The organism is Clostridium cadaveris (genome assembly GCF_020911725.1).
GTDB classification, from domain to species: Bacteria; Bacillota; Clostridia; order Clostridiales; family Clostridiaceae; genus Clostridium_X; species Clostridium_X cadaveris.
Map to the genome: position 1 here is coordinate 1,767,902 of NZ_CP076620.1, position 15,687 is coordinate 1,783,588.

A 15,687-nucleotide genomic window follows, 5' to 3' on the forward strand; every position below is an offset into this window, starting at 1 on the left:
ACATCACACCCTAACGTAATTTTTTGGCTTTCCTTATGACCTCATAAAATGAATTCATAGCTTCCAGTGGAGTCATAGACATTATATCTATTTCTCCTAAATCTTGAATAAATGTATCTTTTTCAAGATCATTAAAGGATATTTGAAGTTCATTATTTTTATTCTTGTGCTTTTTAGTAGAAGAAGCTTTTATCTCTTTTTTAGCTTCTTCTTTTACTTCATCTAAAGTAACGGCTGCAGCATTGTTTTCATAAGAATTAGATATTTTTGTAGAATGATTAGAGGATTTTTCATCTTCTAGGGATTTTAAAATTGTTTTGGCTCTTTCTACTACTTCTTTAGGCAGACCAGCAAGTTTAGCAACTTCTATACCATAAGACTGATCCGCTCCCCCCTCTACTATTTTTCTTAAAAATATGATATTGTTGTTAAGCTCCTTTACTGCAACAGAATAATTCTTAACTCCTTGAATTTTTCCTTCTAGAGCAGTGAGTTCATGATAATGTGTTGCAAAAAGAGTTTTACATCTAAGATTTTTGTTGTTGCATATATACTCTATAACTGACCAAGCAATACTTAAACCATCGTAAGTACTTGTTCCACGTCCTACCTCATCTAATAGTACTAAGCTTTTATTAGTTGCATTTTTTAATATATTAGAAACTTCCCACATTTCCACCATGAATGTACTCTTACCGCCAGATAGATCATCAGAAGCTCCTATTCTAGTAAATATCTTGTCACATATAGATATGTTTGCTTCTTTTGCAGGTACGAAAGATCCTATTTGAGCCATTATAGTTATTAAGGCTACTTGACGCATATAGGTAGATTTTCCTGCCATATTAGGTCCTGTAATTATTAAAAGCTCATTGTCACTGCAGTTTAGTTTAGTATTATTACTTACAAAAGTTCCGCTATCAATTACTTTTTCTACTACAGGATGACGACCTTCTACAATTGTAAGTTCATCACTATCATTTATTGATGGTTTTACAAAATTATTTTCTAATGCTATTCTGCTGAAATTAGCTAAAGTATCAAGCTCACCTAATATTTTAGCACTAATCTGCATCCTTCCTATTTGCTTTTCTATGCTGTCTCTTATAGAAAGGAATAGTTCATATTCTAATGAGCATAATTTTTCTTCTGCACCTAGAATTTTATTTTCCATCTCTTTTAAATCTTCAGTAATAAATCTTTCTGCATTAGCCAAGGTTTGTTTTCTTATGTAACGTCCTTCGGGAATAGAACTATAGTTCGCTTTGCTTATTTCTATATAGTATCCGAATACTTTATTATAACCTACCTTTAAAGACTTAATGCCAGTAACTTCTCTTTCTGTATTTTCTAAAGAAGCTATCCATTGCTTACCATGAAATTTTGCATCTCTATACTCATCTACATATTTGTTGAATCCTTCTTTTATTATGTTTCCTTCTTTTAAAGTTATAGCTGGGTTAGAACATATGGATTCATCAATAAGAGCTGCAATATCTTTTAATTCATCAAGATTATCATACATATCTTTAAGTATTGGTGAATTAAATTCCTTTAAAATATCTTTTATAGGAGGGATGTTTTCTATGGAGTTTTTCAATGTCAATAGTTCTTTTGCATTAACATTTTTAGAAGATATCTTTCCTACAAGCCTTTCTATATCATAAATTCTTTTTAATGCATCTTCTAAGAGCTCGCACTGATTAAGGTTTTTCAATATTTCCTCTACGCCCTCTAGTCTTTTTTCAATTTCGTTTTTAGTTATTAAAGGCTGATCTATCCATCTTCTTAAAGTTCTGCTTCCCATAGCTGTGGAGCATTTATCTAGAACCCAAAGAAGACTTCCTCTTTTTCCTTTATCTCTTATATTTTCTGTAAGCTCTAAATTTCTTCTAGAGTTTATATCTATAGTCATTGTATCTTTGATACTATAAAATTCTATAGCATTTATATTAGTAAGAGATACCTTTTGAGTTTCAAATATATATTTAAGAATTCCATTTATACATTTTAAAGATACAGGATGGGTGCTAGATGTGTCATTTCCAAATCGCTCTTTTATCATAGCTTCATCTATCTCTTCAAAATAATCTAAAGGCCTTTCTGTGATAACTGCACTACCATCTAATTCTAAGGATTCTATTATAGATTTTGATGATGGCGGGCATAATATTTCTGTTGGTTTAAATTTAGAGATTTCGTCACTTATTATTGATATTTCATCTCTAAAGCATGTATTGTAGAATTCTCCTGTTGATATATCAACGAAACTTAAAGATAAGAATCCATCTTCATCATAAATAGTCATTATAAAATTATTTTTATTTTCATCTATAAAACTATCATCGCTAAAAGTTCCAGGGGTTATTATCTTTATTACATCTCTTTTAACTATTCCCTTGGCAAGCGCTGGGTCTTCAACTTGTTCACAAATAGCAACCTTATATCCTTTTGAAATAAGGCGACCTATATATCCTTTAGCTGCATGATGAGGAATTCCACACATAGGAGCTCTTTCTTCCATGCCGCAGTCTTTGCCTGTTAGCACCAGCTCTAATTCTTTAGATGATATCTCCGCATCTTTAAAGAACATTTCATAAAAGTCACCAAGTCTGAAAAATAAAATACAATCTTCATGTCTGGCTTTTATCTGCATATACTGCTCCATCATTGGAGTCAATTTCATCATCTTTCCCTCCTTACATCATTGATGTAGAAAAAGCTCTTAAAAAAATTAAGAGCTGATTTTCTTATAATACTTCTTCTCCCTTTAAAGAAAATGAAGAGGCTTTTGTTATCTTTACATTTACAAGCTTTCCTATGCTGTCTTTAGAACCTGTAAAGTTTACTAGCTTACCGGTTCTAGTTCTTCCCATAAGCTTATTATCATCATTTTTACTTGGTCCTTCAACTAGTACCTCTACACATTTTCCTTCATACTCTAAGTTCTTTTTAGCACATATTTCATTAACAACTTCTACAAGTCTATTGAAGCGTTCATGTTTAACAGAATCATCTACTTGATTAAGCATCATATCTGCAGGAGTATATTTTCTTCTTGAATAGATAAAAGTAAATGCTGAATCATATTCAACTTCTTTTATCATATCTAAAGTTTCTTCAAAGTCTTCTTCGCTTTCTCCTGGGAATCCAACTATTATATCTGTAGTTATAGCAACTCCAGGTATTTCTTTTTTAATTTTCTCTATTATTGATAAATATCTTTCTCTATCATAATGTCTATTCATCTTCTTTAAGATATCATCTGAGCCGCTTTGTACTGGAAGATGGATTTGTTCGCATATCTTTTCGCAGTCTCTTATAGCGTAGATAACATCATCAGATAGATCCTTAGGATGAGATGTCATGAATCTTATTCTCTCAAGACCGTCAATTTCATTTATCCTTCTTAGAAGCTTTGCAAAGTCAATTTCCTCATCTAAGCCCTTTCCGTAGGAATTTACGTTTTGTCCTAAAAGAGTTATTTCCTTATATCCATTAGCTACAAGATCCTTTATCTCATTTTCTATATCTTCAGGCTTTCTGCTTCTTTCTCTTCCTCTAACATAAGGAACTATACAGTATGTACAGAAGTTGTTACATCCATACATTATAGTTACAAATGCTTTTATAGAACTTTCTCTATCTAAAGGAAGTCCTTCAACTATTTCTGTCTCTTCATTATAGATTTCACATACAGCTTTTCCTTCTTGTTTAACTCTATTTAAATACTCTGGGAATTTATAAGCGTTATGAGTACCAAAAATCATATCTACAAATGGGAACTTTTCCATTATTTCTTCAGCCATTCCCTTTTGCTGCATCATACATCCGCATATTCCTATTATAAGGTCAGGTCTCTTTTTCTTTAATCCTTTTAAAGCTCCTAAGTTTCCGAAGACTTTAAGTTCTGCATTTTCTCTTACACAACAAGTATTGAATATGATTATAGAAGCTTCTTCTTTATTTTCTGCCTTTTCATATCCCATTGACTTAAGCATACCTGACATTTTCTCTGAATCTTCTTCATTCATCTGGCATCCAAAAGTAGAAATGAAAAAGCTTTCTTTTTTATTTAAATTATCAGTAATTATTTCATTATTATCTATCATAACTTCCTCCAAAATTCTTTTAATTTCTTTAGTATTATAACATAATAAGCTATATAAAATAAAGACTAGGGTTTTTTTGTAATTTATAGTCATATATATTTGAGAACCACTATAAATAATTTATTTATATATTGTGGCTCTAAACAAATATTGTACTTTATTGATAAACTCTTTATAAGCTTATACATGTATTGATATATTTATAGAAAATATCAATATTTCTTAATAAAATATCCTCTTTTAGGCAAAACTAGTGCTAAAGGAGTGATAAGTATGTATGATGCAAAAAAAGATCCAAAGGACAACTTAAATACAATTAATAAGTTTAATTCTATAATTGATCGTGGTTTTTATAATGGAACTTCGTATAATTTAGTTTACAACAAAACTTGTTATATTCCAAAAGAAAATATTATAACTGAAATCAACAATGGTTTAGAATAATACTGATTTTAAAGTTAAGTTTTAAGGGGAGAGGGAAAAATGAATTTATCAAACCGAAGTAATAGTATGCAGTTTTCTCCAATACGTAAATTGGTACCTTTTGCAGAGGAAGCAAAAAAACATGGAAAAAAAGTTTATCCATTAAATATAGGGCAACCTGATATAGAAACACCTAGAGAATTCTTTAAAGGAATACAAACTTATGAGAAAAAAGTTTTAAAATACTCCGATTCTTTAGGGGACAAAAAACTTATAAATAGTTTTATTGATTATTATAAAGAATGGGATATACATTTAGAAAAGGATGAGATTCTTATAACATGTGGAGGTAGTGAAGCTTTACTGTTTGCATTAATGACTATCTGTGATATAGGAGATGAGGTTTTAATCCCAGAACCTTTCTATACAAACTATAACACTTTTGCTGATATTTCAGGTGTTACAATATCCTCTATATTGACAAGGCCTGAGGATGGATTTCATCTTCCTTCTAAAGAAGAGATAGAGAAAAGGATAAATCCAAGAACTAAAGCAATTTTAATGTCTAATCCAAGTAATCCTACGGGTGTAGTTTATACTCCTGAAGAAATAAAAATTCTTGCTGATATAGCTGTTGAAAATGATATTTTTATAATTACAGACGAAGTTTATAGGGAATTCGTATATGATGATTGTAAGTATACTCCTATGATGACAATTAAACATGCATGGAACAACATAATCCTTATAGATAGCATATCTAAAAGATATAGTGCCTGTGGTGCTCGTATAGGGGTTTTAGCTTCTAAAAATAAGGAAGTAATAACTCAATGTACTAAACTTTGTCAAGCACGATTATCGGTATCCAGTGTTGATCAAATTGGTGCTGCTAATTTAATTAATACTCCGAAAAGTTATTTTACAAAAGTTAATGAAGAGTATGCAAAAAGAAGGGACATACTGTATTCTGCATTAAAAACTATACCTGGAGTTGTATGTGAAAAGCCTGCAGGTGCTTTCTATATAGTTGCGAAGCTTCCTATTAAAAATTGTGAGCATTTTGCAAAATGGCTCCTTACAGACTATTCTTATGAAAATAAAACAATATTTTTAACACCGGCTCAAGATTTTTACATTACCGAGGGATTAGGAAAAGACCAAGTTAGAATCTCATACTGTATTAAAAGTGATGAGCTAAAAGAAGCTGGATATATACTTAATAAAGCGTTGAATACCTATAAAGAATTATATGAATAAAGGAACTTCTGCTCTCTAGGGCTAATTTATGCCTAGAGAGTTGAAAGTTCCTTTTATGTTAAGCAAAAGTATATTTAATCTATGGCTATAATTTAGCTATTTTGCAATGATCCCTTTTATTATAGCGCCATAAAATTATTTCACGCTCTTCTATAAATCCCATGGATTTATAGAGATTTAGTGCTACAGTATTATCTTTATGAGTTTTAATCTTTATTGATTCAAAACCAAGTTCTTTGCTTTTGAGTAAAAGATTATCTATTAGAAATTTACTATATCCATTTCCTCTATACTCTTCTAATATACCTACATTTACTATCATACCACTTTCATTATCTTCAATTATTTGTCCATAACCTATATATTTTTCATCTTTCTTTACAAAGATACTAGCTTCAGGTATATAATAGTCCTGTTCTTCTTCCATATATATGTCTTTTAAAGTTAGAGGAGTTCTATTTTCATTATGAAATACACTATTTTGTATATTGCATCTAATTTCTTCATGGGTATTTTCTTTAAAACTCTCGGTTTTAAGAGTACTATCATAATTCATAGATGAATACTTATCTAAATTATATATTAATTCTATAGACTCATCATAAGGTTTAAAGTCTAGAAAATTTAAAAATTCCTTCAATACATTTTTGCCATCACTTGAACATAGTATAGTATCTATTTCATTTTTTAAAAGAAATAGATCAAAGTCAGTTTTCTTGAAGCTATTTATAAAATCATCATTTAAATAAAATGACTTTATGTAAAATGTTCCATTTTCAATACTATCATACCATATATATCCGCTTAAAATATCATCTTTAAATATAAATCGTACATACCTTTTAAATACAAACTTTTCTATAAAGTTTAAAGAGTCATATATATAGAAAAAATCTTGATTTAATATATTAAAACTATTGGATTTAGAACTTAATTCTCTTAAAATTGATATCTGATTTCTTTTGACTTTTTTTAATTTAATCATAATATACCCCATGAAATATTTATAAAATAAATAAATTTTAAAGTGACAATATAAATATACTGTTTATTAATTAAATTATTACAAAATAATATACGTGTATAAAGTAAATTATAACACGTATATTATGAAATAAATTATTCTGTAGCTTTAATGCTTAAAGAGATCTTCTTATTTTCTTTGTCAACTTTTAATATTTTTACTTTAACATTTTCTCCAATAGAAAGCATTTCATCTGCTTTTTCAATTCTCTTATGGCTTATTTCTGATAAGTGAACTAGTCCATCTACTCCTGGTTCTAATTCAATGAAAGCTCCAAAACTTGCAAATCTAACCACTTTACCAAGAGCTATATTACCTTCAGGGTATTTGTCACATATATCATTCCAAGGGTTTTCTAATAATGCCTTAACACTTAAAGAAAGCTTTTTATTTTCTTTATCTAAAGCTATAATTTTAACATTAATTTTTTCATTGATTTTTAAAATGCTCTTAGGATTATCTATTTTACCCCAGCTCATTTCTGAAAGGTGTAAAAGTCCGTCTACTCCATTTACTTCTACAAAAGCACCAAAGTTTGTAATTCTCTTTACAGTACCTTCGTAAGTTTCATCTAATTCAAAGTTTTCCCATGCTTTTGCTTCTACTTCTTCTTTTTCCTTTACTAAGATAGCTTTTCTTGAAACTACCATCTTATTTTCTCTCTTACCTTCTACAAATTCTATTATACTTACTTCAAGTTCTTTTCCAATATAATCGCTTAGCTTATCTACGTGATATAAATCTACTAAAGATGCAGGTAAGAACAAGTTTATTCCTTTATAAGTTGTTATAAGACCGCCCTTAATTTCTTCTTTTATAGTAACATTTATATTCTCTTTGTTTTCAAAATGAGCTTTTAACTCAGATAAAGAAACTTCTTTCTCTACTTCTATTCTTGATAAAACTACATTTCCATTTTCGTTAACTCTTTGTATTACTTTTGCTTCTATTTCATCACCCATTTTGAAACTATTAACTTCTGCAATGGAGATTTCAGCTGTTGGAATTATACCTTCAACCTTATAGTTTATGTCTACGTATACACCTTCATTATTTATGGACACAATAACTCCATTAATTTTTTGGCCAACATAGATTTTTCTTTCATTTTCGTCCATATAATTCATAACATCGTTCATATCCATAACATTTTCATTATTCATTTTATTTATAGCCTCCTTTATAATCCAATCTGGTGTAGATGCACCAGCTGTGATACCAATTTTTTTGAACTTCTCTCCGTTAAGAAAATTTTCAGGAATATCCTGTGCAGATTCTACATGAATAGTGCTTATGCAATTATTAAGACATATTTCATACAACTTAGTAGTATTAGAACTATTTTTTCCACCAAGTACTATCATGGCATCAACTTTACTTGATAATTCAGTTGCACTTGTCTGTCTTTCATTTGTTGCAGAGCATATTGTATTAAACGCTACAAATTCTTTGCAGTGTTTTGATACATATTCTATAGCCTTCTCAAAGTTCTCCTGTTTTTCCGTAGTTTGAGATAAAACACATACTTTATTAGTCAGCTCTTCACTAAATTCACCATTCTTATAGAATATTGATGAATTGTTACACCATCCGTTGATTCCTATAACTTCCGGATGATTTCCATCACCAACTATAATTATTTTGTAACCCTTTTTATAATACTCTTCAGCTTTTTTCTGAATTTTTGTTACAAAAGGACATGTAGCATCTATTATATTGAGCTTTTTTTCTTTCAAATACTCATATATGTCTTTTGGTATACCATGAGATCTTATTATTATAAAATCATTTGGTTTTAAAGTTTCAATATTCTCTAATTCTATAGGCTCAATATTTTTGTCTTTTAAAAAATTTACCGCGTGTGAGTTATGTATTAACGGTCCTAAAGTATAAACAGTAATACCAGGATGCTGCTCCTTTACTTCTAAAGCCTCATCAACTGCTCTTTTAACTCCAAAACAAAATCCTGCATTTGATGCTAAAATTACTTGCTTATTCATCAATGTTAATTAATCTCCTTTAAAGTTTCTTCCATAATGCATGCCATTTTGTCTACTACCTCGAATATACCTAATCCAGTTGTATCAATCTCTATAGCATCATCTGCCTTTTTTAATGGATCTATATCTCTATGAGAATCTATGTAATCACGTCTTTTTATATCTTGAAGAATTTCATCATAATTACTGTTAATTCCCTTTGAAATTAGTTCCTTATATCTTCTATCAGCTCTCTCTTCTGGAGTTGCTGTTAAAAAGAATTTGAATGTAGCATTTTTTAAAACAACTGTACCTATATCTCGTCCGTCCATAATAACATTGAAATTTTTAGCTATATTTTGCTGAAGCTTAACTAGCTTTTCTCTTACTTCTTTTATGGAAGCATATGCTGATACATTATTGCTTATCTTTGGAACAGTTAATTCGTCATTAACGTCTACTCCGTTTAATATAAGTCTGTCATTTTCAAAATGCATAGATAAATCATCCATTAAAGAGTTTAATTCATTTAAGTTTTCAGCTTTAATATGGTTTTCTAAAGCTTTTAATGTAACAGCTCTATACATAGAACCTGTGTTTATATACATTAGGTTGAATTTTTCTCCTAATAATTTAGCTATAGTACTTTTGCCAGCACCAGCTGGTCCATCAATAGCAACTGACAAATTCATATCTTTTCCGCCTTTCTATATCGCTTTTTCACATAAACATTATATCACAAATATACTATAAGTTCTTTTGCTTTTATAATTTAATTTTTATTTTCCAAGCTTATTTCCTGCTAAGTAGCCTGTAGAAAAAGCAATTTGAACGTTATATCCTCCAGTAAAAGCATCAACATCCATGACTTCTCCTGCAAAATATAGATTATCTACTATTTTAGATTTCATTGTAGAGGGATCTATTTCATCAACATTAACACCTCCAGCAGTGACTATTGCTTCAGCGACAGGTCGTAATTTTTCTACATTAAATGTAAGCTCATGTATTAAGTTTACCAATTTTTTTCTTTCTGCTCTTGTTATTGAGTTTATTTTCTTATTCTCATCAATTTCGCTTAATCTTATTATTGTAGGTATAATCTTTTGAGGAAGTAATTCATCAAGGGCATTTTTAAAATCCTTATTTATATTCTTTGTAAAGTCTCTTTGAATTCTTTCATCAAGTTCCTTTTCATTAAGAGCTGGCTTAAGATTTATCTTAATACTGTACTTTCTACCTTCTTCAATATATCTACTTCCAGTAAGTACTATAGGACCGGACACTCCAAAATGAGTAAATAGCATTTCTCCAAAATTTTTATACACTAAATTTTTACCTTCAAAAATTTTTATCTCAATATTTTTTAAAGAAAGACCTTGTAGTTCTTTTACAAAAGATTCTTTGAGCTGAATTGGAACTAGAGAACCTTTAGTTTCTATAATCTTATGTCCCATAAGTTTGCTATACTTAAGCCCATCTCCTGTAGAACCAGTTTGAGGATAAGATATACCTCCAGTACACATTATAAAATAATCTGCATATACTTTTGTATTATTATTTACTTCTATATATTGAATTTTATTATTAGAATAATGTACGTTAGTTACTTTACTATTTAATTTTATATTAACACCACTATCTATTAAAGCTTTTTGAAAAGCATTTATTATATCAGATGACTTATCTGATTTTGGAAATACTCTGTCTCCCCTTTCTACTTTTAAAGAAACTCCTAAATTTTCTAAAAGGCTAATTGTATCTTGATTCGTAAATGAGTACAATGCACTATACAAAAAATAAGGGTTTCCAGGTATGTTATCAAAAAATTCTCCTATATCCTTTGCATTTGTTACATTACATCTACCTTTACCTGTTATATATAATTTCTTTCCGATTTTCTCATTTTTTTCTATTAATGTGACTTCATGATTTTTTGAAGCTTCTAGAGCCGCCATCATTCCAGCGGGACCTGCTCCAATTACTATAACTTTGCTCATATTTCTTCAACTCCCATGATTACTCGTGTAACATATCTATAGTATAGCTTAGAAAAGGTACTGTCAATAATTTAGCTGCATATAAAAAAGGAGTCTGTAGACTCCTTTTAACTTCATCAAATTTAAATTTTATATAGAATTTTTGTAGGAATAAACTTGATATTCTTCCCAAATAGATTCTAAGCTTGAATAGGTAGATGAAATTTTTTCTTTTTCTCTAAGTCCTACAGCAATAATAAGAGCATTTATTACACTTAATGGTGCAACTAATGAATCTACAAAAGATGCCATATTACTTTGCGCTATTAGCGAGTAATCAGCTTGAGCTGCTAATGGAGATAATAAGCTATCCGTTATAGCAACTACTTTGGCATTTCTGCTTTGAGCAAAAGTTAAAGCTTCAATAGTTCTCTTTGCATATCTTGGGAAACCGATACCTATTACAAGATCTCCTTCAGATACAGTAAACATTTGTTCAAATATATCGCTGACACCATAATTAACAACCTTTACATTATCTAAAATTACATTTAGATAAAAGCCTAAAAAGTCTGATAAAGCTGTAGAACTTCTAAGTCCTATTATATAAATTCTTTTAGCTTTAAATATAAGTTCTACTACATCTTCAAAAGTCTTATGGTTAATTTTTTCAAGAGTAGATCTTATATTTTCCATATCAGCTTTTAAAACACCTTTTAACGCATTTTCTTCAGTTATAAAATCATTTGAAAGCTCAATTCTTTGTGCTGTAGTTAATTTGTTCTTTATAAGCTCTTGCAACGCTTTTTGAAGCTTAGGATATCCAGAAAACCCTAATTCATTAGCAAATCTAACAACTGTAGATTCACTAACGCCTACACTTGTACCTAATTTTGCTGCTGTCATAAAAGCCGCTTTATCATAATGTTTTAATATGTATTCTGCAATTAATTTCTGACCTTTGCTTAGTCGTGGAAATTTAGTTTGAATATTTCTCATTAAATCTTGACTTGTATTTTCCATAAAAATAGCACCCTCTTTTCAACCCAAAGATGTTAGTATATTGACTAAAATGCAATATTTATTTCATTTTAACATTTGTTAAGGTTTTATTCAAGCTTGAAATTCCTTAACAAATCTAGGCTTTTATCACTTAACATATCTTCTTTTCAACAACTATAAGCCTAGGAGCTACTTGAGATCTATTCAAAAAACTATGCTCCATAACACCAAATTTAAATTTATCTATACTGCATAAATAATCTTTTATTATTTCATATTCTTCTTTCCCTTTTTCATGACCTATATAACAGGCAATAGTCATTATTCCACCTTCTATTAATAATTCCAAAGAGTCCTTAATAGCTTTTAATGAACTACTACCTTCAGTTGTTATACTTTTATTTCCTCCAGGAAGAAAACCTAAATTAAACATAGCTGCATCAATTTTTTCAGATGCTATATATTCTTTTACTTTTTCATGAGAATCATTAATAAGTATCACTTTATTGCAAGGATTCTCTTTTTCATATTTATCTATACATTCTTTTTGAATGTCAAATGAATAAGTTTTTTTAAACAGGTTTTCTAAAAATTTTGTATCGTTTCCATTTCCAAGGGTTCCATCTAAAGCAACGTTAAATTTAATTCCATAATTTTTTATTATATCGTGACTAAGATTACTCACATCTCCTACGTATCTAAACATGCTCCTATTCTACTCCTTTCTAAAGTGACTTTATATAATCTATTTCTTCTTTGCTAAGGTGTCTCCATTTCCCTTTTTCTAAATCACCTAAATTAAGTTTTCCTATAGCTACTCTTTTAAGAGTAAGTACATCATGACCTAAAGCAGAGCACATTCTTCTAACTTGTCTGTTTTTTCCTTCATGAATAATTATTTTAACTTTACACGAATCTTCCCCTTTATGTATAAGTTCAATATCACTCGGAGCAGTAATATATCCACCTATGTCTACTCCTTTTTTGAATTTATTCATTTCTAAAGATGTAAAAACTCCTGATACTTTAGCAATATAAACTTTATCTATTGTGCTGCTTGGATGAATTAAATTATTATAAATATCTCCATCATTAGTAAGGATTAAAAGCCCTGAACTATCATAATCTAGTCTTCCTATAGGATAAATACGTTCATCTACATCTACTAAATCAAGAATGGTCATTCTTCCTTTTTCATCTTTCACTGTAGTTACATAACCTTCAGGTTTATTAAGCATAATATACACTTTGTTTTTTTCTAAAGTTATGGCTTTATTGTCAACTAAAATTATATCTTTGCCTGCAATAACTTTTGTTCCAAGTTCTTTTACTACAAAACCATTAACTTTTACTCTTCCTTCTAAAATAATCTCTTCACATTTTCTTCTAGAAGCTATTCCGCATTTTGCCATAACCTTTTGTAATCTTTCTTCCATTGAACTCACTCCAATATAAATACATTTTATTTGCTACTCCCTATATTATATGAAAAAATGTATAAATTCAAATCAAACCTTAAGTTTACATTTGAAAATTTAAAACACATAATAATTATTCTGTAAACAAGATTAATAAAATAATTTCCTTGGAAATATATGTATTGAGTTTTGTGCTATAAATTTTATCTTGCTTAATACATAATAAAAAAAGCAGGGGAATACCCCTACTTTAATTTTAGAGTCCGCATCCACATCCTCCGAATCCTCCAAAGAGAAGGAGAATGATGAGCCACCATGCGTTATTACCGAATCCATCTGCGCATCCATTGTTATTACAGCTATTACAACAATTGGAGTTATTCCAATTATTACACCCACAATTTGAATAAGGTGCTGGATAATTGCAACAAGATTGAGGATAATATCCACATGGAGGGGCAGTAACAAATACACTACAACATCTATCTTTACGTTTACTCATAAAATACCTCCTTTTTATCTTAAGTATATAATATTATATTGTTGTAGTTGGTTTTTGGTTACTATTTAAAATTAATAAAACTCCACCATGCTATAGTAAAAATGTTATAGTATGGTGGAGTTTGTTAATCCTTTATATTTCTTTTGTATATTTTTGTAGCCATTCTCTAGTTTCGTCGTCTAAATTAGATGATAATTTATCATAAACTAATTTGTGATATTCATTAAGCCATGTCTTCTCTGTATCAGTTAAAAACTCTTTATCAATTGCATCTATATCTATAGGACAATAAGTTATAGGCTCAAACTTCATAAACCTTCCATGCTCTGTTGTCATGAATTCTTTTACTACTAAAACATTTTCTGTTCTTATTCCATGTTTACCTTCTTTATAGATACCTGGTTCGTTAGTTACTACCATGCCTTCTTCAAGTTTAACTGTATTAGGCACTGTGCTAATGCTGTGAGGTCCTTCATGAACGCTTAAAAGAAATCCTACTCCATGTCCAGTTCCACATTTATAATCTATACCATTATCCCACATAGGTTTACGTGCTAATATGTCTAAATTACTTCCTGTAGTTCCATATAAAAATTTAGCTTGGGATAAGCCTATATGTCCCTTTAAAACTAATGTAAAGTCTTTTCTCTCTTCTTGTGATAGACTTCCCAAAGCTATAGTTCTTGTTATATCTGTAGTACCATCAAAATACTGTCCACCAGAATCTATTAAATACATACCTCTTGGCTCAAGTACTGCTTTATTCTCTTTTGTAGGCGCATAATGCATCATTGCAGCATTAGCCTTGTATGCACTTATACTTGTAAAACTTGTCTCTATAAATAAATCTTGTTCTTTTCTAAAATTTTCTAATTTTTCAGCTGCTGAAAGCTCATCAATATACTCTTTGCCTATATTATCTTTCAGCCATTTCATGAATTTTACCATAGCAACGCCATCTTTTAATTGGCAGTTCTCATAATTTTGCAATTCAACTTCGTTCTTAACAGCTTTCATATATGTTGTAATATTTCTTTTTTCAACTATATTATTGCTTGAATCTATGGCATTATAAATCCATACATTTGTTTTAGCAGGATCTATAAAAACAGTTTGATTTTTTATAGTTTTTACATCATCTAAAACTTCTTCATAATCCTTAACTATTATTCCATCTCTTAAAAGTTCCTCTTCTATTTCTTTAGTAAGTTTATTTCTGTCTATATATAGAATATTACTATCCTCTTTAATCATAAAATAGCTTATAACAACTGGATAATTTGAAACGTCATGAGCTCTAATATTTAGTAACCATGCTATATCATCAAGGCATGATATTACATAAGAAGATGACCCATTTTTCTTCATTTCTTCTCTTACTCTTTTTATTTTATCTACTCTTGTTTCACCAGCGTATTTTTCTTCTAATATAAACACTTTACTGAATGGTTTATTAGGCCTGTCTAGCCATATTTTTTCAATAAAATCTTCTGCTGGAATAAGTTCTATATTTTTAGATTTAAACTTATTTTGCATATCTTTAAAAGCACTTACTGAAATAACTTTACTATTAAATGAAACTTTGCTTCCATCTTTCAAAGTATCCTTTAACCATTCAACATGATTTTTAACCCCTTGAAGTCCTAATTTATGCAGATTTATCTCTGTTCCTTTTATTTGATTTGCAGCTTGTATATGATATCTGCCATCAGCCCATAATTCTGAACTATCACGTGTAACAACTACTGTTCCTGCCGATCCTGTAAAGCCTGATATCCATTGTCTTGATTTAAAATACTCACCAACATACTCACTTTGGTGGTCATCACTGCTTGGAATTATATAAGCGTCTATTGATTTTTTTATTAAGATTTCTCTTAATTTTGATATTCTGTCATTAATCATTGCTGTTCCCCCTTAAACTATTTGATTTATCTTTATACTACTATAATACACCTTATAAATTCAAGAGTAAAAGATAAACGCTAGAT

At 29.5% G+C, this 15,687-nt stretch carries 13 protein-coding genes; 2 read left to right on the forward strand and 11 right to left on the reverse strand.

What is annotated here, in order from left to right; all coding sequences use genetic code 11:
- Positions 1-10 precede the first annotated feature (10 nt).
- Positions 11-2,686 (reverse strand): DNA mismatch repair protein MutS, encoded by a 2,676-nt coding sequence (gene mutS, locus KQH81_RS08325; RefSeq protein WP_178311083.1) that lies wholly within the window; start codon positions 2,684-2,686, stop codon positions 11-13.
- A gap of 64 nt (positions 2,687-2,750) precedes the next feature.
- Complete coding sequence (gene miaB / locus KQH81_RS08330; RefSeq protein WP_180269187.1) at positions 2,751-4,124, reverse strand: tRNA (N6-isopentenyl adenosine(37)-C2)-methylthiotransferase MiaB; 1,374 nt, start codon at positions 4,122-4,124, stop codon at positions 2,751-2,753.
- Positions 4,125-4,376: 252 nt separating this feature from the next.
- Between miaB and KQH81_RS08335 the strand changes: the two genes are divergently transcribed.
- Entirely contained in the window at positions 4,377-4,556 is a 180-nt protein-coding gene (locus KQH81_RS08335) for a hypothetical protein (RefSeq protein ID WP_230029222.1), read from the forward strand.
- A 39-nt stretch (positions 4,557-4,595) separates the two neighbouring features.
- Positions 4,596-5,792, forward strand: coding sequence for a pyridoxal phosphate-dependent aminotransferase (locus KQH81_RS08340; protein WP_178310983.1), 1,197 nt, complete (start codon positions 4,596-4,598; stop codon positions 5,790-5,792).
- 85 nt (positions 5,793-5,877) lie between these two features.
- On the opposite strand, the gene KQH81_RS08345 is transcribed toward KQH81_RS08340, so the two are convergent.
- From KQH81_RS08345 to KQH81_RS08385, 9 genes are all read right to left on the reverse strand, one after another.
- Complete coding sequence (locus KQH81_RS08345; protein ID WP_178310981.1) at positions 5,878-6,777, reverse strand: GNAT family N-acetyltransferase; 900 nt, start codon at positions 6,775-6,777, stop codon at positions 5,878-5,880.
- Positions 6,778-6,911: 134 nt separating this feature from the next.
- Positions 6,912-8,816, reverse strand: a complete 1,905-nt coding sequence (locus KQH81_RS08350) for a bifunctional 4-hydroxy-3-methylbut-2-enyl diphosphate reductase/30S ribosomal protein S1 (protein ID WP_230029224.1) — start codon at positions 8,814-8,816, stop codon at positions 6,912-6,914.
- Between the two features lie 5 nt (positions 8,817-8,821).
- Positions 8,822-9,487, reverse strand: a complete 666-nt coding sequence (gene cmk / locus KQH81_RS08355; protein ID WP_230029226.1) for a (d)CMP kinase — start codon at positions 9,485-9,487, stop codon at positions 8,822-8,824.
- A gap of 87 nt (positions 9,488-9,574) precedes the next feature.
- Entirely contained in the window at positions 9,575-10,795 is a 1,221-nt protein-coding gene (locus tag KQH81_RS08360) for a BaiN/RdsA family NAD(P)/FAD-dependent oxidoreductase (RefSeq protein WP_230029228.1), read from the reverse strand.
- Between the two features lie 129 nt (positions 10,796-10,924).
- A complete protein-coding gene (locus KQH81_RS08365; protein ID WP_027638066.1) occupies positions 10,925-11,797 on the reverse strand; it encodes a MurR/RpiR family transcriptional regulator in 873 nt (290 codons plus the stop codon).
- Between the two features lie 130 nt (positions 11,798-11,927).
- Positions 11,928-12,482 (reverse strand): tRNA (mnm(5)s(2)U34)-methyltransferase, encoded by a 555-nt coding sequence (locus KQH81_RS08370; RefSeq protein WP_099335490.1) that lies wholly within the window; start codon positions 12,480-12,482, stop codon positions 11,928-11,930.
- Between the two features lie 19 nt (positions 12,483-12,501).
- Positions 12,502-13,212, reverse strand: coding sequence for a pseudouridine synthase (locus KQH81_RS08375; protein ID WP_178310975.1), 711 nt, complete (start codon positions 13,210-13,212; stop codon positions 12,502-12,504).
- Positions 13,213-13,450: 238 nt separating this feature from the next.
- On the reverse strand, positions 13,451-13,696 hold the full coding sequence (locus KQH81_RS08380; protein ID WP_099335492.1) for a ground-like protein: 246 nt from the start codon (positions 13,694-13,696) through the stop codon (positions 13,451-13,453).
- A gap of 132 nt (positions 13,697-13,828) precedes the next feature.
- Positions 13,829-15,601 (reverse strand): aminopeptidase P family protein, encoded by a 1,773-nt coding sequence (locus tag KQH81_RS08385; protein ID WP_027638062.1) that lies wholly within the window; start codon positions 15,599-15,601, stop codon positions 13,829-13,831.
- Between the last annotated feature and the right edge of the window lie 86 nt (positions 15,602-15,687).

Excerpts from the sequence above, each read along its gene's own strand:
- mutS (WP_178311083.1), bottom strand. The coding sequence starts at position 2,686 with ATGAAATTGACTCCAATGATGGAGCAGTATATGCAGATAAAAGCCAGA.
- KQH81_RS08340 (WP_178310983.1), top strand. The coding sequence starts at position 4,596 with ATGAATTTATCAAACCGAAGTAATAGTATGCAGTTTTCTCCAATACGT.
- KQH81_RS08345 (WP_178310981.1), bottom strand. The coding sequence starts at position 6,777 with ATGATTAAATTAAAAAAAGTCAAAAGAAATCAGATATCAATTTTAAGA.
- KQH81_RS08350 (WP_230029224.1), bottom strand. The coding sequence starts at position 8,816 with ATGAATAAGCAAGTAATTTTAGCATCAAATGCAGGATTTTGTTTTGGA.
- cmk (WP_230029226.1), bottom strand. The coding sequence starts at position 9,487 with ATGAATTTGTCAGTTGCTATTGATGGACCAGCTGGTGCTGGCAAAAGT.
- KQH81_RS08360 (WP_230029228.1), bottom strand. The coding sequence starts at position 10,795 with ATGAGCAAAGTTATAGTAATTGGAGCAGGTCCCGCTGGAATGATGGCG.
- KQH81_RS08365 (WP_027638066.1), bottom strand. The coding sequence starts at position 11,797 with ATGGAAAATACAAGTCAAGATTTAATGAGAAATATTCAAACTAAATTT.
- KQH81_RS08370 (WP_099335490.1), bottom strand. The coding sequence starts at position 12,482 with ATGTTTAGATACGTAGGAGATGTGAGTAATCTTAGTCACGATATAATA.
- KQH81_RS08375 (WP_178310975.1), bottom strand. The coding sequence starts at position 13,212 with ATGGAAGAAAGATTACAAAAGGTTATGGCAAAATGCGGAATAGCTTCT.
- KQH81_RS08380 (WP_099335492.1), bottom strand. The coding sequence starts at position 13,696 with ATGAGTAAACGTAAAGATAGATGTTGTAGTGTATTTGTTACTGCCCCT.
- KQH81_RS08385 (WP_027638062.1), bottom strand. The coding sequence starts at position 15,601 with ATGATTAATGACAGAATATCAAAATTAAGAGAAATCTTAATAAAAAAA.